This is a genomic window from Microbacterium meiriae (genome assembly GCF_025143875.1).
GTDB classification, from domain to species: domain Bacteria; phylum Actinomycetota; class Actinomycetes; order Actinomycetales; family Microbacteriaceae; genus Microbacterium; species Microbacterium meiriae.
Genome location: NZ_JAMBDU010000001.1, coordinates 81199 through 98008 on the forward strand (window position 1 = coordinate 81199; position 16810 = coordinate 98008).

16 protein-coding genes and 1 tRNA gene are annotated in these 16810 nt (G+C 70.1%); 11 read left to right on the forward strand and 6 right to left on the reverse strand.

The genetic code is table 11. From position 1 onward, the window contains the following. Positions 1 to 78 precede the first annotated feature (78 nt). Both M4D53_RS00385 and M4D53_RS00390 read left to right on the forward strand, forming a co-directional pair. A complete protein-coding gene (locus M4D53_RS00385) occupies positions 79 to 801 on the forward strand; it encodes a FadR/GntR family transcriptional regulator (RefSeq protein ID WP_259951383.1) in 723 nt (240 codons plus the stop codon). 10 nt (positions 802 to 811) lie between these two features. Beyond that, entirely contained in the window at positions 812 to 2089 is a 1278-nt protein-coding gene (locus M4D53_RS00390; protein ID WP_259951384.1) for an alpha-hydroxy acid oxidase, read from the forward strand. A gap of 85 nt (positions 2090 to 2174) precedes the next feature. On the opposite strand, the gene M4D53_RS00395 is transcribed toward M4D53_RS00390, so the two are convergent. From M4D53_RS00395 to M4D53_RS00415, 5 genes are all read right to left on the reverse strand, one after another. After that, entirely contained in the window at positions 2175 to 2942 is a 768-nt protein-coding gene (locus tag M4D53_RS00395) for an HAD-IIB family hydrolase (protein ID WP_187662156.1), read from the reverse strand. After that, on the reverse strand, positions 2939 to 3415 hold the full coding sequence (locus M4D53_RS00400) for a VanZ family protein (protein ID WP_187662155.1): 477 nt from the start codon (positions 3413 to 3415) through the stop codon (positions 2939 to 2941). Before M4D53_RS00400 ends, M4D53_RS00395 begins: the two co-directional genes overlap by 4 nt. Before the next feature lie 68 nt (positions 3416 to 3483). Continuing rightward, positions 3484 to 3560: transfer RNA gene (locus M4D53_RS00405), tRNA-Pro, on the reverse strand. A gap of 84 nt (positions 3561 to 3644) precedes the next feature. Further along, the gene (locus M4D53_RS00410; protein WP_259951386.1) at positions 3645 to 4586 is read right to left on the reverse strand and encodes a metallophosphoesterase; all 942 of its coding nucleotides are present in this window, start codon (positions 4584 to 4586) and stop codon (positions 3645 to 3647) included. Continuing rightward, the gene (locus M4D53_RS00415; protein ID WP_259951387.1) at positions 4577 to 7138 is read right to left on the reverse strand and encodes a transglycosylase domain-containing protein; all 2562 of its coding nucleotides are present in this window, start codon (positions 7136 to 7138) and stop codon (positions 4577 to 4579) included. The genes M4D53_RS00410 and M4D53_RS00415 overlap by 10 nt, the downstream gene beginning before the upstream one ends. Positions 7139 to 7227: 89 nt before the next feature. Here M4D53_RS00415 and sp36 point away from each other — a divergent pair, with 89 nt between their 5' ends. Both sp36 and M4D53_RS00425 read left to right on the forward strand, forming a co-directional pair. Further along, positions 7228 to 7452, forward strand: coding sequence for a Sp36 family protein (sp36, locus tag M4D53_RS00420; protein ID WP_060921874.1), 225 nt, complete (start codon positions 7228 to 7230; stop codon positions 7450 to 7452). Next, positions 7449 to 7907: a RidA family protein gene (locus tag M4D53_RS00425; RefSeq protein ID WP_187662153.1), complete on the forward strand. Its 459-nt coding sequence runs from the start codon at positions 7449 to 7451 to the stop codon at positions 7905 to 7907. Before sp36 ends, M4D53_RS00425 begins: the two co-directional genes overlap by 4 nt. 98 nt (positions 7908 to 8005) lie before the next feature. On the opposite strand, the gene acs is transcribed toward M4D53_RS00425, so the two are convergent. Next, positions 8006 to 9973: an acetate--CoA ligase gene (gene acs, locus M4D53_RS00430; protein WP_259951388.1), complete on the reverse strand. Its 1968-nt coding sequence runs from the start codon at positions 9971 to 9973 to the stop codon at positions 8006 to 8008. Positions 9974 to 10372: 399 nt separating this feature from the next. On the opposite strand from acs, the gene M4D53_RS00435 reads away from it, so the two are divergent. From M4D53_RS00435 to tmk, 7 genes are all read left to right on the forward strand, one after another. Continuing rightward, the gene (locus M4D53_RS00435) at positions 10373 to 11377 is read left to right on the forward strand and encodes a TadA family conjugal transfer-associated ATPase (protein WP_259951389.1); all 1005 of its coding nucleotides are present in this window, start codon (positions 10373 to 10375) and stop codon (positions 11375 to 11377) included. Further along, positions 11371 to 12270: a type II secretion system F family protein gene (locus M4D53_RS00440; protein WP_259951390.1), complete on the forward strand. Its 900-nt coding sequence runs from the start codon at positions 11371 to 11373 to the stop codon at positions 12268 to 12270. The genes M4D53_RS00435 and M4D53_RS00440 overlap by 7 nt, the downstream gene beginning before the upstream one ends. Before the next feature lie 38 nt (positions 12271 to 12308). Next, the gene (locus tag M4D53_RS00445) at positions 12309 to 12509 is read left to right on the forward strand and encodes a DUF4244 domain-containing protein (protein WP_259951391.1); all 201 of its coding nucleotides are present in this window, start codon (positions 12309 to 12311) and stop codon (positions 12507 to 12509) included. A gap of 62 nt (positions 12510 to 12571) precedes the next feature. After that, complete coding sequence (locus M4D53_RS00450) at positions 12572 to 12865, forward strand: TadE family type IV pilus minor pilin (RefSeq protein ID WP_259951392.1); 294 nt, start codon at positions 12572 to 12574, stop codon at positions 12863 to 12865. Further along, positions 12865 to 13194: a helicase gene (locus M4D53_RS00455; protein ID WP_187662110.1), complete on the forward strand. Its 330-nt coding sequence runs from the start codon at positions 12865 to 12867 to the stop codon at positions 13192 to 13194. The genes M4D53_RS00450 and M4D53_RS00455 overlap by 1 nt, the downstream gene beginning before the upstream one ends. Positions 13195 to 13272: 78 nt before the next feature. Then, complete coding sequence (gene topA / locus M4D53_RS00460; RefSeq protein ID WP_259951393.1) at positions 13273 to 16152, forward strand: type I DNA topoisomerase; 2880 nt, start codon at positions 13273 to 13275, stop codon at positions 16150 to 16152. Beyond that, on the forward strand, positions 16149 to 16778 hold the full coding sequence (gene tmk, locus M4D53_RS00465) for a dTMP kinase (protein ID WP_259951394.1): 630 nt from the start codon (positions 16149 to 16151) through the stop codon (positions 16776 to 16778). Before topA ends, tmk begins: the two co-directional genes overlap by 4 nt. The last annotated feature ends 32 nt before the right edge of the window (positions 16779 to 16810 follow it).

Sequence of the window (16810 nt, forward strand, 5' to 3'; positions counted from 1 at the left end):
TGGGTCGGCGGTGCAGCGGTCCCGCATTGCGTGGTCTGACCACACGCGCTAACCTGTGGTCTGACCACAGGAGGCGGGATGACCGAGCAGCCGGCGCGTGCATGGCGACTCGTGCTCGAGCACATCGAGCGTGATCTGCTCGACGGTCGCCTCGGCCCGGGCGACCGGCTGCCGTCCGAGCGCGACCTCGCCAGCGACCTCGGCGTCGGGCGATCGAGCGTGCGGGAGGCCTTCCGGGTGCTCGAGGTGCTCGGGCTCATCCGCACCGCGACCGGCTCCGGCCCCCAGTCGGGCGCCATCGTCATCGCCACCCCCACCGGCGGCATGTCCGCGTTCCTGCGCCTCCAGGTGGCCGCGCAGGGTTTCCCGCTCGACGACGTGGTCCGCACGCGTCTCGTGCTGGAGGACGCGGTCGTCGAGGCCATGGCCGCCGCCTCAAACCGCGACACCTCCCGGGCACACGAGCTGCTCACCGCGATGGATGACGGTGCCCTCACGCCGGCCGAGTTCCTGGCCCTCGATGCGCAGCTGCATCTCTCCCTCGCCGAGGGCAGCGGCAACACGGTCATCGCGGCGATGATGGCGGGGCTCCGTTCCTCCATCGAGTCCTACGTGCTCGCCGGGGCTGCGACCGTCGACGACTGGGATCGGATGGCCGCCCGCCTGCGCTCCGAGCACCGCGCTCTGGTCGCGGCGATCGACGACGGCGACGCCGACACCGCCCGCCGTCTCGTCCGCACCCATATCACCGGCTACTACACCGCCGCGGGTCTCACCCGTGCCATCACACCGCAGAACTGAGAGGCAGAACATGGTCCAGCGCCAGCTCCCCAACCCCGCCGAGCTGTTGGAGCTCATGAAGTTCAAGAAGCCGGAGCTCGACGGGCGCAAGCGGCGCCTCGACGCCGCGCTCACCATCGACGACCTGCGGAAGATCGCCAAGCGCCGCACGCCGAAGGCCGCCTTCGACTACACCGACGGTGCCGCCGAGGGCGAGCTGTCGCTGAGCAGAGCACGCCAGGCGTTCCAGGACGTCGAGTTCCACCCCGGGATCCTCAAGCCGGCCCCGGACGTCGACACGGCCGTCGACATCCTCGGTGGCCCCTCCGCGCTCCCGTTCGGCATCGCGCCGACCGGCTTCACCCGCCTCATGCAGACGGAGGGCGAGGTCGCGGGCGCCGGAGCCGCGGCCGCCGCGGGCATCCCGTTCACCCTGTCCACCCTCGGGACCACGTCGATCGAGGACGTCAAGGCGGCGACGATCCGGGAGCCGCAGGGGCCCGTGCCCGGTCGGAACTGGTTCCAGCTCTACGTGATGCGTGACCGCGAGATCTCCTACGAGCTCGCCCGTCGTGCCGCGTCCGCCGGCTTCGACACCCTGCAGTTCACCGTCGACACCCCGGTCGCCGGTGCCCGTCTCCGTGACAAGCGCAACGGCTTCAGCATCCCGCCGCAGCTCACGCTCGGCACGATCATCAACGCGATCCCGCGGCCGTGGTGGTGGTTCGACTTCCTGACCACCCCGAAGCTGGAGTTCGCGTCGCTGAGCACGACCGGCGGCACCGTGGGCGAGCTCCTCGACGCGGCGATGGATCCGACCATCAGCTACGACGACCTCGCCGTCATCCGCGACATCTGGCCCGGCAAGATCGTCATCAAGGGCGTGCAGAACGTCGAGGACTCCGTGCGCCTGCGCGATGCGGGCGTGGACGGCATCGTCCTGTCGAACCACGGCGGCCGTCAGCTCGACCGCGCGCCCATCCCGTTCCACCTCCTGCCCGAGGTCCGTCGTGCGGTCGGCGACGACTTCACGGTCATGATCGACACCGGGATCATGAACGGCGCCGACATCGTGGCGTCCGTCGCGCTGGGCGCCGACTTCACGCTGATCGGCCGCGCGTACCTCTACGGCCTGATGGCGGGCGGACGGCAGGGCGTCGACCGCACGATCGCCATCCTGCGCAGCGAGATCGAGCGCACGATGCGGCTGCTCGGCGTCGCGTCGCTCGCGGAGCTCGAGCCGGCCCACGTGACCCAGCTCACGCGCTTGGTGCCCGTCTCCCGCGCCGCCGGCATCGAGGTGCACTGACCCACCTGCACGGCCAGGTCACGCCTGCACGACGGACTCCGCCCTCCCGTCGTGCAGGCGTGCCGAAGTCGTGCGGGCGAGCGTGTCAGACCCGGGTGGAGAGGGTCGGCAGCAGCTCCTGCAGGCGGGCGGCCGTGTCCTCCCAGCCCTCGACGGCCACCGACGGCACTCCGAGCGCGAGGACGGGGTAGTCGTTGCCGCCCTCGTCGAGGCGGTCGCCGTAGAAGAGCATCGCGGTCAGGTCGATGCCGGTGTGGGTGGCGAGCTGCCGCATGCCGAACGCCTTGTCGATCCCCGCGCGGGTGATGTCGATCGAGGTCGAGCCGCCCGAACGCACCTCGAGGCCCGGGAGCCGTGCGGCCACGGCATCGCGGAGGGCTCCGCGCTTCGAGCCCGTCGGATCCCACGCGTGCTTCGCGTCGCGCGGCGCCTGCTGACCGAGCGCGGAGAACGTGATCTGCGAGCCGCGGTCTTCCAGGATCTCCCCCCAGGGCTCCGCCTCCCACAGTCCGAGGCGCTCCGCCTCCTCGCGCAGGGCGGTGAGGGCGGCGGTCTTCTCGTCGTCGCTCAGGTCATGCGCGTACACCGCGACGAAGTCGGTGCCGTCATGCCGCAGGTAGCGCGTGCCGCATGTCGGCAGCAGGTGCAGGCGGGCGAGCGCCTCCGGATCGGCATCCGCGAGCTGAGCGACGACCTGCGAGCGGAACTGCGCCTCGTTGCCGCCGGAGATGATCGCGACCTCCACCGACCGCAGCAGCTCACCCAGAAGCGCGGCGATCTGCGGGTCGATCGTGCCCTTGGACGGCGCGAGCGTGTCATCGAGGTCGAAGGCGACGAGAGAGGGCGATGTCATGATGCCTCCACTGTAGGTGTTCGCGGCCGGGAGGACGGTGTGGCGGCGAGCAGCGTGCAGAATATCGCGAGGACGACGCCGATGGTCGCGCCGGTGGAGTTGGCCACCACGTCGCTCACGGTCGCAGCGCGATGGGGGAGGGCGACATACTGCGCGGTCTCGATGGCGAGGGACAGCGCGGGGCCGACGAGCAGCGACAGCGGCCACGTACGACGGGGGACGAGCAGGAAGGCGAGGACGCCGACGGGGATGAAGACGGCGATGTTCGCCAGCACCTCGAGGCGCGTGAAGTCCAGGCTCGTCCAGCCGAGCCGCTGGACAGCGCGAAGCAGGAGATCGAGCAGATTGGGCATCGTCTGCTCCACGCGGGCAGGCGTGAGGGTGAGGAGGGCCACCCCGATGAGGAAGGGGAGTCCGAGGGCGACGGCCCACAGGCGCGTCGAACGTCGCGGCGGTGGCAGGAGCCTCCCCATGCGTTCCCCTCTCGCACGACATCCCGATACAGAGAAGGCCGCCCCTGCGGGCGGCCTTCTCGTGTCACTGGTCGGGGTGACAGGATTTGAACCTGCGACCTCTTCGTCCCGAACGAAGCGCGCTACCAAGCTGCGCCACACCCCGTTTTGCAACCCTCCGAGTCTACAGCGAAATGCCTCCAGCACCGAATCGAGCCCTCCCACCCGCGTGGCGGATCCGTCTCGCGGGTCAGGCGCGCGGGGTCAGGGTGAGCAGTGTCGCCTCGGGGCGGCACGCGAAGCGGACCGGCGCGTAGATCGAGTGTCCGCAGCCGGCGCTGACGTTCAGGGGTACGGAACGGTCGCCGTGCGTCCAGGTGCTGAGCCCCTTGGCCTGCTTCAGTGGGATGTCGCAGTTGGCCACGATGGCCCCGAAGCCGGGGAGGCAGACCTGCCCGCCGTGCGTGTGCCCGCCGAGGATGGCGTCCGCGCCGAGGTCGACGAAACCGTTGAGCACGCGCTGATACGGCGCGTGCGTGACTCCGAGCACCGGCGTCGCATCCGTTCGGGGGCCCAGCGCCTCGAGGGCCGCAGGCAGCACGTCCAGCCGCTCCCAGTCGCGGTGGGCGTCGTCGACGCCGAACAGGTCGACGGCGGCGCCCCGCACCGTGAGGCGCGTCGCCGTGTTGTTCAGGTCGGCCCAGCCGAGCTCGTCCGTGAAGTAGTGGTCCATCGCTGCCGTGTCGAGCAGCGTGGGCTCGCGGTGCTTCTGCGACGGTCCGGAGAAGTACCGCAGCGGATTCCGGGGGGAGGGGCCGTTGACGTCATTGGAGCCGTGCACGAACACCCCGGGAATACCGGCGAAGGGAGCGAACGCCCGGCGGATGCCCTGCAAGCCCTCTTCGTGCCCGAGGTTGTCGCCCGTGTTGACGATGAGGTCGGGCTTCAGGTCGGCCAGGGACGCGAGCCAGTCCTGCTTCCGGTGCTGCCAGGGCGCCATGTGCGCATCGGAGAGATGCAGGATGCGCAGCGGCGCCGCGCCCGTCGGAAGCGCCTCTGCCGAGACCTCCCGCACCGTGAACAGATACCGCTCGATGCCGATACCCCAGATCGCCGCGGCCACACCGACGGCCCCCACCGCGCCGAGCGCGATGAGGGCCGGGTGCGCCGCGCGGGACGCGCCTACTTGCACGACACTCGGATCGGCGTGGCCTTCGTGGCCGCGGAGTTCGCAGCGGGGGTCGTCGCGGTCACGGTCGCCCCTTCCGCGTTGCAGGATCCTTCTCGCTCGACCGTCGTGAAGCCGGCGGCGACGAGGGCGGCGTTCGCCTCGGTCGGACTCTGCCCCGTCACGTCGGGGACGGTCGCGCCCTTGCCGTTGCTGGGCGAGATCGTGATCGTGGCTCCGGCAGCCGCCTGACCGGACGGGTTCTGCTCGACGACGATGTTCGTCGCCTTGTCGCTGTCCACGGGGGCGCCCACGGAGACATCGAAACCGGCGCGCTCGAGGGTCGCGGTCGCCTCCTCGACGGTCTGCCCGACGACATCCGGCACGTCGACCCGGATCTGTCGGATGAGGTTGCCGTCCGGCTCCGGGAACTGGTCGCCGCCGTACGCCTGGTTCGCGGCATGCTGCGCGGCCCTCGCGAGGGGGTACCGCACCTCGTTGAGCAGGTGACTGCCGGTCCAGACGTTGAACACGTTGTCGTGGTTGCCGTTCGAGCGGCCGGCCCAGACCGCGGTCGCGACCTTGGTGCTGGACTCGATCATCATGGTCGACCACAGGTCGTGTGTCCCGGTCTTGCCGATCAGCGGGGTGCCGTCGAACGGGTTGGCTCGCGCGCCGGTGCCGCCGCCGGCCATGACGCCCTGCAGTGCATAGGCCGCGGTCGCCGCGACCTCCTTCGAGAGCACGCCCTCGGTGCAGGACGCCTTGGGAAGCGGACGCTCCTTGCCCTCGGCGTCGATCACCTTGTCGATGGCGCGGGGCGTGCAGTACGTGCCGCCGCTGGCGACCGTCGCGTAGGCGTTGGCCATCGCGATGGGGGAGATGTTCTTCGGGCCGAGGACGTCGTAGGGGACGTTCTCCTCCGTGACCTTCTCGCCGCTGGCCAGGGTGACGCCCATCTTGTCGGCGACCTTGTTGATGTCGCAGACGTCGAGCTTGGAGGCCATCGCGAAGTACCCGCTGTTGAGCGACTGCGCGGTGAACGTCATCGGCGTCCCCGGATAGCCGCGGCTGCGGCCGAAGTTGCCGATCTTCGCGGTGTCCGTCGACTGCGGGCTGCCGCAGACCGGGATCTGCAGATTGGTCTGCACGGTTCCGTTCAGGTTCTCCCGCACGGAGTGGCCCTTCTCGAGCCAGTCGATGAGCGTGAAGAGCTTGTAGGTCGACCCGACCTGGAAGCCGCCGGATTTGCCGTACTTCTGGTCACCGGCGAAGACGAGCGACGAGTACTGCTGGTCGGTGGTCGGGGTCTCCGAGAACTTCGTGTTCTGCGTGATGGAGAGGATGCGGCCCGTGCCGACCTCGATCGATACGCCGGCAGCGCCGAAGTACTTGTTGTCGAAGTTCGCGGGGACGACGTTGGCCATCTCCTCGGCCGCCGGGTCCTGCACGCGGAAGTCCAGCGTGGTGTAGATCTTCAGGCCACCGCGGCGCAGGAGGTCACGGCGCTCCTGGATGTCCGCACCGAACGCCTCGTCGTTCTCGACGATCGACTTCACGTACTGGCAGAAGTACGCGTTGCGGCCGGCGGCCGCGCACCCCTGGGTGGGGACCTTGATGGCGGGCTCGATCGCCGCGGCCTTCGCCTCGTCATGCTGGGCCTGGGTGATCTTGCCGTCCGTGAGCATGCGGCCGAGCACGTAGTCGCGGCGATCCTTGGCGTCCTTGTAGCCGTCCTCAGCGGAGTTGTGCGCGACGCCGTCGTCGGTCGTGTACGTTCCGCCGGGCTTGTCGATGCGGTACGTGTTCGGGTTCTGCACGATGCCGGCGAGCGTCGCCGCCTGGCCGACGGTGAGCTTCGCCGCCGACGTCGAGAAGTAGTAGCGCGCGGCGGCCTCGATCCCGTAGACCGTGCCGCCGAAGTTCGCGATGTTGAGGTACCCGAGGAGGATGTCGTTCTTCGAGTAGTCCTTCTCGATCTGGATGGCGTAGCGCATCTCCTGGAGCTTGCGCTCGATGCCGTCCACACCAGAGGCGTTGGTGGCGTCCTGCCAGCACTGCTGCAGCTCGTCCGCATACGTCTCGGAAGCCGTGTTGACGTTCTGCTCGCACTGCTGGATGCGGACGTTCTTCACGAACTGCTGGCTGATCGTCGAGGCGCCGCGGCTGGAGGTGCCCCGCACGTTGTCGACGAGGGCCTTCACGGTCGCGCCGAGGTTGACGCCGCCGTGGGTGTAGAAGTTCTTGTCCTCACTGGAGAGGATCGCGTCGTAGAGGACCGGTGCGACCTGCTCGTAGGTGACCGGCACGCGGTTCTGCTCGTAGAACGACGCCAGCACGACCGGCTTGCCCTCGGGGTTGGTCGCGTAGATCGTCGACTGCTCCATCGGGGTGTCGACCTTGAGCACCTCGGGCAGCTCATCGAAGATCGTCAGTGCCGTGGAGCCGGCGACGCCGGTCATCGCGAGGACGGGGGTGACGCTGGCGGTGACCAGCAGACCGGCGATGGCGCTCAGTCCGACGAGCCCGACGAGACCGCCGAGCACGCCCTTCACCGTGCGGTTCTTTTGGGGCATACGCTTGATCGTAGGGGAGTTCCCTGAATACCGGCTTTGACGAGCGCGGCCCGGTCTGCCCTGGACGCGCCCTGATCGACAGGAGTGCCATGACCACGTGGGAGTACCTCACCACGCCGCTGCTGATCCACAACACCGCGGCCATCCTCAACAACTGGGGCAAGCAGGGCTGGGAGCTCGTCCAAGTGGTGCAGGGCCCCGAAGGCGGTCTGGTCGCCTACTTCAAGCGCCCCGTGACGACGGACGGCTCGGCCAACGCCGGTCTCGCCGCTGCCGCCGAGGCCTCGCGCCAGTTCGAGGGAGGCCAGGCATGAGCGTCGCCGCCCGTCTCTCCGAGCTCGGCATCGAGCTGCCCGCCGTCGCCGCTCCGGTCGCCGCCTACGTGCCGGCGGTCGTGCACGGCGGACTCGTCTACACGTCGGGCCAGCTCCCGTTCGTCGACGGCGCCCTCCCCGCGACCGGCAAGGTCGGCGCGGAGGTCTCCGCAGAGGACGCGAAGGCGTACGCCAGGACGTGCGCCCTGAACGCGCTCGCCGCGGCCGCCGATGTCGCGGGCGGTGTGGATCGGATCGCCGGTGTGGTCCGCGTCGGCGGCTTCGTCGGCTCTGCGGAGGGCTTCACCGGACAGCCTGCCGTCATCAACGGCGCGAGCGAGGTGCTCGGCGAGATCTTCGGCGAGGAGGGACGGCACGCTCGCGCTGCTGTCGGCGTCGCGGAGCTCCCGCTCGGCAGCCCCGTCGAGGTCGAGGTCACGTTCCGCCTCGCGTAGTCCCCGCGCCCGGCCCGCCGAGACCCCGCGCAAACGTCGAGACCCCCTGCTGCAGACATCTGCAGCAGGGGGTCTCGACGTGAACCCGGGGTCTCGCGTTACTTGACCTGGGCGGAGATGATGCTCATCACGGCGGTGTCGGCGAGCGTCGTGGTGTCACCGACCTCGCGGCCCTCGGCGACGTCGCGCAGCAGGCGTCGCATGATCTTCCCGGAGCGGGTCTTCGGCAGCTCGCCCACGATGTACACGTCGCGGGGACGCGCGATCGCGCCGATCTGCTCGCCCACCCAGAGCCGCAGCTGCTGCGCGAGTCCGGCCGGGTCGTGGGCGGAGAGGTAGCTCTCCTTGATGATGACGAACGCCACGACCGCCTGACCGGTGGTCTCGTCCGATGCGCCGACGACAGCGGCCTCGGCGGTGGCCTCGTGTGCCACGAGGGAGGACTCGATCTCCGCGGTCGACAACCGGTGGCCGGAGACGTTCATCACGTCGTCGACCCGGCCGAGCAGCCAGAGGTCGCCGTCCTCGTCGAGGCGGGCGCCGTCGCCGGCGAAGTAGTAGCCCTTGTCCTCGAACTTCTCCCAGTACGTCTCGCGGAAGCGCTCGGGGTCGCCCCAGATGCCGCGCAGCATGCTCGGCCAGGGCTCCGTGACCACGAGGAGACCGCCGTTGCCGTTACCGACCTCGACGCCCTGCTCGTCCACCACGTCGATCGAGATGCCCGGCAGCGGCACCTGCGCGGAGCCCGGCTTCGTGGCGGTCACGCCGGGGAGGGCGGACACCATGATCGCGCCGGTCTCGGTCTGCCACCAGGTGTCGACGATGGGGGCAGTGCCGGCGCCGATGACCTCGCGGTACCACATCCACGCCTCGGGGTTGATGGGCTCTCCGACCGAGCCGAGCAGACGCAGCGACGACAGGTCGAACTTCTGCGGGACGCTCCGGCCGATCTTCATGAAGGAGCGGATCGCGGTCGGGGCCGTGTAGAAGATCGAGACCCTGTACTTCTCGATGAGCTCCCACCAGCGGCCCGGGTGCGGGGTGTCCGGGGTGCCTTCGTACAGCACCTGGGTCGCGCCGTTGGCGAGGGGTCCGTAGGTGACGTAGCTGTGTCCGGTGATCCAGCCGATGTCGGCGGTGCACCAGTAGACGTCGGTCTCCGGCTTCAGGTCGAAGACGTTCTTGTGCGAGTACGCCGCCTGGGTGAGGTAGCCGCCGGAGGTGTGCAGAATGCCCTTCGGCTTCCCCGTCGTGCCCGAGGTGTAGAGGATGAAGAGCGGGTTCTCGGACGGGAAGGCCTGGGCGGTGTGGTCGGCCGAGGCCGCGGGAACGACGTCGTGCCACCACAGGTCGCGACCGTCCGTCCACTCCACGTCGTTCTCGCCGCGCTTGACCACGAGCACGTGCTCGACGGTCTGCTGCTCGCCCTCGCCGCGGTCGGCCAGGGCCTGGTCGACCGCAGGCTTCAGCGCCGAGACGCGGCCCTTGCGGTAGCCGCCGTCCGCGGTGATGACGAGCTTGGCGCCGGCGTCGTCGATCCGGGAGCGCAGGCTGTCCGCGCTGAAGCCGCCGAAGACGACCGAGTGGATCGCGCCGACGCGGGCCACGGCGAGCATCGCGGCGATCGCCTCCGGGATCATCGGCAGGTAGATCGCGACCCGGTTGCCCTGACCGATGCCGAGCCCCTCGAGCACGTTCGCGACGCGCTTGACCTCATCGGTCAGCTCGGCGTAGGTGATGCGACGGCTGTCCCCGGGCTCGCCCTCCCAGTACAGCGCGACGCGGTCGCCGTTGCCGGCCTCGACGTGACGGTCGAGGCAGTTGTACGCGACGTTGAGCTCGCCGTCGTCGAACCACTTGGCGAAGGGCGGGTTGCTCCAATCGAGGACCTGCGTGAAGGGCTTGTGCCAGTGCACGAGCTCGCGTGACTGGTCGGCCCAGAAGCCCTCGCGGTCCGCGGCTGCGCGCTCGTAGAGCTCCTGCGAGGCGACGGATTGGGCGGCGAACTCCTCCGACGGCGCGAAGCGCCGGGTCTCGTCGAGAAGGTGATCGATCTGACTGCTCATCGGCAGGCGCTCCTTTGCGGCGTTCGGGTCATGCAGGCATGGCCGCAGGGGGGAGTGCGACCAGGTCAGGGCGAATCTATCCCCGCCCCTGACCGCCGAATACTGCCGAAAGTCGGTACTCGGATGGGTTTTGTCAGGACGGTCGCCTTGCGTACACTCGACGACAGCCGAAATCTCATTCCGGCCCTGGCGCGCCCGATTCCCCCGATCGAGAGCCGCCGTGGGCGGCATCTCATTCCCCCCGTGAGGTGCCGCCCTTTCTCATGGGAGCGCTCTCTCTGGTTCGATGCCCTCCGCCCGCTCCTCCACTGCGGGTCGGTCCGTGGGGTTGTGCACATGCTCTGTGAGCGCCCACGCACGTCCGCTGGCTGAGGTCCGCAGGCCGCCTAGCGTCGCCGTATGCCCGATCGATTCGTCATCCACCCGCGGCCCTCAGGGCCCACGGATCCGGTGCGCGCCCCGCAGGAGGCGCTCCGGAACGAGCCGGCGTTCGCTCCGCTCGCCGCCTTCCTCGACGAGGACGTCACGGACCTGTTCGTGAACGGCGCGGACACGCTGTTCGTGGACCGGGGAAGCGGCGCGGAGCGCGTGCCGTCCTGGCGCGCCACGGAGCGCGAAGTCCGTGACCTCGCCGTCGCCCTCGTGGCCCTCGGCGGCCGCCATCTCGATGACCAGACGCCGTGCGTCGATGTGCGGCTCGGTTCCGGGGTGCGCGTGCATACCGCATTGGCCCCTATCGCTGCGCAGGGCACCGCCATCTCTATCCGGGTTCCTCGCGTACACGTGGCTGACCTCGACGCCCTGGCGGAACGCGGTGCCTTCGACGCCCGGCAGCAGCGATGGCTCGGCGGACTCGTGCGCGACCGGGCGAACCTCCTCCTCACCGGGGGGACCGGAACCGGAAAGACGACGCTGCTGTCGGCGCTCCTTTCCGCCGCCCCACCCGGTGAGCGGATCGTCACCATCGAAGACGTGGCGGAGCTCAGACCCCGGCATCCGCACCACGTGGCGCTGGAGGCGCGTCAGGCCAACCTGGAAGGAGCGGGTGGGATCGATCTCGCGCGGCTGGTGCGGGAGTCCCTGCGGATGCGACCGGATCGGCTCGTGGTGGGAGAGTGCCGGGGCGAGGAGGTACGAGAACTCCTCACTGCTCTCAACACCGGACACGACGGCGGGGCCGGCACACTGCACGCGAGCGGCCTGGCCGACGTGCCGGCGCGGCTGGAGGCGCTGGGAGCGCTCGCCGGTATGGACGTGGTGGCCCTCGGGCGTCAGGCGGTGAGCGCGTTCACCATGGTGCTCCATCTCGAGCGGGCGCCGGGCGGGACGCGGCGACTCGCGAAGGCCGGCCGGCTCGTGATGGCGGCGGATCGTCTCGCGATCGAGGAGGTGCAGCCGTGGTGAGGCTCGTCGCGCACGCACCGTCGGCGGAGCAGGGATCCGACGTCGCCGATTCCGTGCAGACGCTCGCGGTGCTGCTCCAGGCCGGCGCGGTCCCGCTCGTCGCCTGGCGTCATCTGGCGAGCACCGGAGACCCGGTGGCCGTGGCGGTGCTGGCACGAACGGAAAAGGGTGTGTCGTTGGTCTCCGCGATCGAGGAGCAGGGCGGGATGTGGACGGAGTTGGCGGCGGCGTGGGAGATCGCCACCACCGTCGGGGCCCCACTGGCCGATGTGCTGCGCTCGATCGCCGAGGCTCTGCGCGACGCCGCATCCGCGGCTGACGACGTGCGGGTCGCGCTCGCCGAGCCTGCGGGCACGGCGCGCCTGCTGCTCTGGATGCCGTTGGTCGGTCTGCTGCTCGGCGTCGCGCTGGGATTCGACGCCTGGGGCGTCATCGTCGGGAACCCTCTGGGGGCCGCCTGCGTCGTCACCGGTCTGGTGTTCGTCGTCCTCGCCCGGCTCTGGACGCAGGCTCTGCTGCGCCGCGCGCGGCCGCAGCCGGGGACCCCGGGGATGGCTGCGGAGCTCGTGGGGGTGGCGTTGGCGGGAGGCGCACCGATCGACCGCGCTGTCGAACTGGTGGCAGAGACGAGGGTGGTCGATGCGGCCGGACGCGACCGTGTGCAAGAGGTGCTCGATCTCTCCCGTGCGGCCGGCGTCCCCGCCGTCGAGCTCCTCCGCGCGACCGCGGCGCAGGACCGGCACCGGGCACGGATCCACGGTCGTCTTCGCGCTGCTCGGCTCTCCACGCGCCTGCTGCTTCCGCTCGGCGTCTGCACACTGCCGGCGTTCCTCCTGCTCGGCGTGGCACCGCTGCTGCTCAGCGTGTTCGCCGCCACACCGCTGCCGACCTGACGACCCCCTCCACACCGATGAAGAAAGAGGTACCAAAGATGAATGACACCCTTCCCACCCTGAACCGACGCCGCGCCCTCGCTCTCTTCGGGGACGACACCGGCGCGGCGACCGCCGAGTACGCCATCACCACGATGGCCGCTGTCGCGTTCGCGGGACTGCTGGTGGCCATCATGCGCTCGGATGAGGTGCGGGGCATCCTCACGGGGCTTGTCCGCCGCGCCCTGACCGTGTCGTGACGGCCCCTCGCGAGCGACCGCGCGGCGGGAGCGAACGAGGCGCCGTCGCGGCGGAGCTCGCCATGGCGCTGCCCGCCGTCGTGCTGGTGCTGCTGCTCGGGGCCGGGGCTCTCGCGGCCGCGTCCCGGCAGGTGGCGCTCCAGGATGCGGCAGCGGACGCAGCCCGCCTGCTCGGACGGGGCGAGGACACGGCGACGGCTGCGCGCATCGTGCACGCGGCGGTCCCCGGCGCCGGGGCCTCGTTCGCCTCCACCGGGGACCTGGTGTGCGCCACGGTGACCCTCCGGGTCTCGGTCGGCGCCGTCATCAGCTTCCCCTTGCGCGCCTCGAGCTGCGCACTCGATGGGGGCCGTTGATGGCGGGCTCGGCGCTCGCGGCCGCCCTCCTCGTCGTGAGCGCGACCTTGTCCGTCGGGCTCGCGGCGGTGGGCGGTGCGGCGGTCACGGCACAGCGCGCGGCGGGGGCGGCCGACGCCGCCGCACTCGCCGCGGCCGATGCCGCCAGCGGTGCCGTGGCGACGGCGGATGAGCCGTGCGCGCTCGCGGCGAGGGTCGCCGCGGCAGGCGGGGCGGCGTTGACGAGCTGTTCGCTGGAAGGGTATGTGGCGACCGTGTCTGTGGAGGCGGCGTACGCTGGACTCGCCGCCGTCTCCCGAGCCCGCGCCGGGCCACCCGAGGAATCATGACGGCGGCCTTACCCCTCGCCCGCTGTGAACGACCCCGAATAGCGGTGTGTATGGTGTGCTTCGAAGAAAGGACGCCCCTTGGCTGAAGGCAAGAAGCTCGTCATCGTCGAGTCCCCGACGAAGATGCGGTCTATTCAGGGATACCTCGGCGACGGTTACGAGGTGCTCAGCTCCGTCGGCCACATCCGCGATCTCGCCGACAAGAAGGACATCCCGGCCGAGGACAAGAAGGCGTACGGCAAGTACTCCATCGACATCGACAACGGCTTCGACCCCTACTACGTGGTGTCGGACCGCAAGACCAAGACGGTCGCCGAACTCAAGCGCGCGCTCAAGCACGCCGACGAGGTCCTGCTCGCCACTGATGAGGACCGCGAGGGCGAGGCGATCGCCTGGCACCTACTGGAGACGCTGAAGCCGAAGGTGCCGGTCAAGCGCATGGTGTTCCACGAGATCACCAAGGACGCGATCCAGGCCGCGGTCGGCAACACCCGCGAGCTCGACCATGCCCTCGTCGACGCGCAGGAGACCCGGCGCATCCTCGACCGCCTCTACGGGTGGGACGTCTCGCCCGTGCTCTGGTACAAGGTCAAGACGGGGATCTCCGCCGGTCGGGTGCAGTCCGCCGCGACGCGCCTCATCGTCGACCGTGAGCGCGAGCGCATGGCCTTCGTGTCCGCGGAGTACTGGGACGTGGACGCCGACGCCGCGGCGACCGGCACCTCCTTCCGCATCCGCCTCGTGCGCGTGGACGGCGGACAGCTCGCCCGGGGGTCCGACTTCGACGACACCGGGAAGCTCAAGAAGGCGGTCGTCGTCCTCGACGAGGCCAAGGCGGCTGCCCTGGCGCGAGCCGTCGACGCCGCGGGGGCGGGAACCGTCACCAAGGTCGAGGCCAAGCCCGGCACCCGCAGCCCGTATGCACCGTTCACGACCTCCACGATGCAGCAGGAGGCGGGGCGCAAGCTCTCGATGAGTGCGAAGCAGGCGATGAGCGTCGCCCAGCGCCTCTACGAGAAGGGGTACATCACCTATATGCGTACCGACTCCACGGCGCTGAGCACCCAGGCGGTGCAGGCGGCGCGGAGCCAGGCAGTGGCTCTCTACGGCGACAGCGCGGTGCCCCTGAAGCCGCGCGTGTACAAGTCGAAGAGCAAGAACGCCCAGGAGGCGCACGAGGCGATCCGTCCCTCGGGGGAGAACTTCCGCACGCCGTCCTCGCTGTCCGGCGAGCTCGACCGCGAGGAGCAGCGGCTCTACGACCTCATCTGGAAGCGCACCGTCGCCAGCCAGATGTCGGACGCGAAGTACGAGACGACGACCGTCACCATCGCGGTCGAGGCGGACGGCCAGACCGCCGAGTTCACTGCCTCGGGCACCGTCTACACCTTCAAGGGCTTCCTGGAGGCGTACGAAGAGGGGCGTGACGAGAAGCGCAGCGACGCGGACGCCGCCGAGAACCAGTCCCTGCCCGCGGTCTCCGTCGGGGATGAGCTGGCCGTGTCCGCCGCGGAGGCGAAGGGGCACCGCACCACGCCGAAGCCGCGCTACACCGAGGCCTCGCTGGTGAAGGTGCTCGAGGAGAAGGGCATCGGCCGTCCGTCGACCTTCGCCACGATCCCGGAGACCATCCTCGACCGCGGGTACGCGGTCAAGCGCGGACAGGCCCTCGTGCCGACATGGCTCGCGTTCAGCGTGGTGCGCCTGCTCGAGGAGCACTTCGCCGAGCTCGTCGACTACGACTTCACCGCCGCGCTGGAGGACGATCTCGACACCATCGCACGCGGCGAGCAGAACCGCGTGGAGTGGCTCAAGTCGTTCTACTTCGGCTCCGACTCGCACGTGGGGCTCCGACAGGTCGTCGACAATCTCGGGGAGATCGATGCCCGCGCGCTGAACTCGACGCGGATCACCGACACTGCGACGCTGCGCTTCGGCAAGTACGGCCCCTACCTCGAGGTGGCGGACCCGAAGGATCCGGAGGCCAAGCCGCGCATCGTCAACGTCCCCGAAGACCTCGCTCCCGACGAGCTCACGGCGGAGAAGGCCCAGGAGCTCATCGATGCGCCGGTCGCCGGCGACCGCGTCCTCGGCGTGAACCCGGAGAACGGCAAGGTCGTCGTCGTCAAGGACGGCCGCTTCGGTCCCTACGTGCAGGAGAACGATCCGGTCTCCGACGATGCCGCCGTCGACGAGGCCACCGGTGAGGTCGTCGACCTTCGACAGGCTCAGGCACCCAGCGCGAAGGGGAAGCGCGGCGCGAAGAAGGAAGCGGCGCCCAAGCCCCGCACCGCCTCGCTGTTCCGCTCGATGTCGGTGGACACGATCGACCTCGACACCGCGCTGCAGCTGCTGAGCCTGCCCCGCGTCGTCGGCGTCGACCCGGAGACGGGTGACGAGATCACCGCGCAGAACGGGCGCTTCGGTCCGTATCTGAAGAAGGGCGCCGATTCCCGGTCGCTGGAGAGCGAGTCGCAGATCTTCGACGTGACTCTGGAGCAGGCACTGGAGATCTACCAGCAGCCCAAGTACGGCGCCCGCCGGGCGTCGAGCGCGCTGGCCGAGTTCGACGCCGACCCGGTGAGCGGCAAGCCCATCCGTGTGCGCGACGGCCGGTTCGGGCCGTACGTCACCGACGGTGAGACGAACGTCACGATCCCGCGCGGACAGACCCCGGACGACATCACGTTCGAGATCGCCGTGCAGATGCTCGCGGACAAGCGCGCCAAGGGTCCGGCGCCCAAGCGCGGAGCGGCCAAGAAGGCTCCCGCGAAGAAGGCTCCGGCCAAGAAGGCCCCTGCCAAGAAGGCTCCGGCGAAGACGGCCGCCTCCACCGCGAAGAAGTCCACGGCGAAGACGTCGACCACCTCCGCGGCCCGTTCCGCGGCGGCCAAGAAGGCGGCGGCGACCCGGGCGGCGAATGCGGCGGCGAAGGCAGCACAGAAGGCGGACTCGTGACCGCAGGCTCCGGCCTCTGGATCACGCTGGAGGGCGGGGACGGCTCCGGGAAGACCACCCAGTCGAACCTCCTGGCCACCTGGCTGGAGCAGAGCGGTCAGACGGTCGTGCGCACCCGGGAGCCGGGAGGTTCCGAGGTCGGGCAGCTCATCCGCGACATCGTGCTCCACCACCGCGGCGACATCGCCCCGCGTGCGGAGGCGCTGCTCTACGCCGCCGATCGCGCACACCACGTCGCCACGGTCGTCCGACCCGCACTCGCTCGCGGTGAGATCGTGCTGCAGGACCGCTACCTCGACTCCTCGGTGGCCTACCAGGGCGCCGGACGTGTTCTGGACGCCACGGAGATCCGCGACCTGTCGCTCTGGGCCGCCGAAGGGGCTCTTCCGGATCTCACCGTCCTGCTGGACCTCGATCCGGCCACCGCGCGCATGCGCCTCGATTCGGCCGACAAGCCGTTCGACCGGCTGGAGGCCGAGAAGGAGGCCTTCCACTCCCGCGTGCGCGAGGCCTACCTCGACCTGGCCCGCGCGGAGCCTGGGCGGTTCCTCGTGATCGATGCCGCGGACGCACCCGAGCGCATCGCCGACCGCATCCGCGCCCGGGTCTCCGCCCTCATCGACTGATCCTCCCCGGAGACATCGTCATCCGGACGGAC

Excerpts from the sequence above, each read along its gene's own strand:
- M4D53_RS00400 (WP_187662155.1), bottom strand. The coding sequence starts at position 3,415 with ATGGGGAGGCTCCTGCCACCGCCGCGACGTTCGACGCGCCTGTGGGCC.
- M4D53_RS00395 (WP_187662156.1), bottom strand. The coding sequence starts at position 2,942 with ATGACATCGCCCTCTCTCGTCGCCTTCGACCTCGATGACACGCTCGCG.
- M4D53_RS00425 (WP_187662153.1), top strand. The coding sequence starts at position 7,449 with ATGAGCGTCGCCGCCCGTCTCTCCGAGCTCGGCATCGAGCTGCCCGCC.
- M4D53_RS00385 (WP_259951383.1), top strand. The coding sequence starts at position 79 with ATGACCGAGCAGCCGGCGCGTGCATGGCGACTCGTGCTCGAGCACATC.
- M4D53_RS00445 (WP_259951391.1), top strand. The coding sequence starts at position 12,309 with ATGAATGACACCCTTCCCACCCTGAACCGACGCCGCGCCCTCGCTCTC.
- M4D53_RS00455 (WP_187662110.1), top strand. The coding sequence starts at position 12,865 with ATGGCGGGCTCGGCGCTCGCGGCCGCCCTCCTCGTCGTGAGCGCGACC.
- M4D53_RS00390 (WP_259951384.1), top strand. The coding sequence starts at position 812 with ATGGTCCAGCGCCAGCTCCCCAACCCCGCCGAGCTGTTGGAGCTCATG.
- sp36 (WP_060921874.1), top strand. The coding sequence starts at position 7,228 with ATGACCACGTGGGAGTACCTCACCACGCCGCTGCTGATCCACAACACC.
- M4D53_RS00415 (WP_259951387.1), bottom strand. The coding sequence starts at position 7,138 with ATGCCCCAAAAGAACCGCACGGTGAAGGGCGTGCTCGGCGGTCTCGTC.
- M4D53_RS00450 (WP_259951392.1), top strand. The coding sequence starts at position 12,572 with ATGGCGCTGCCCGCCGTCGTGCTGGTGCTGCTGCTCGGGGCCGGGGCT.
- M4D53_RS00435 (WP_259951389.1), top strand. The coding sequence starts at position 10,373 with ATGCCCGATCGATTCGTCATCCACCCGCGGCCCTCAGGGCCCACGGAT.
- acs (WP_259951388.1), bottom strand. The coding sequence starts at position 9,973 with ATGAGCAGTCAGATCGATCACCTTCTCGACGAGACCCGGCGCTTCGCG.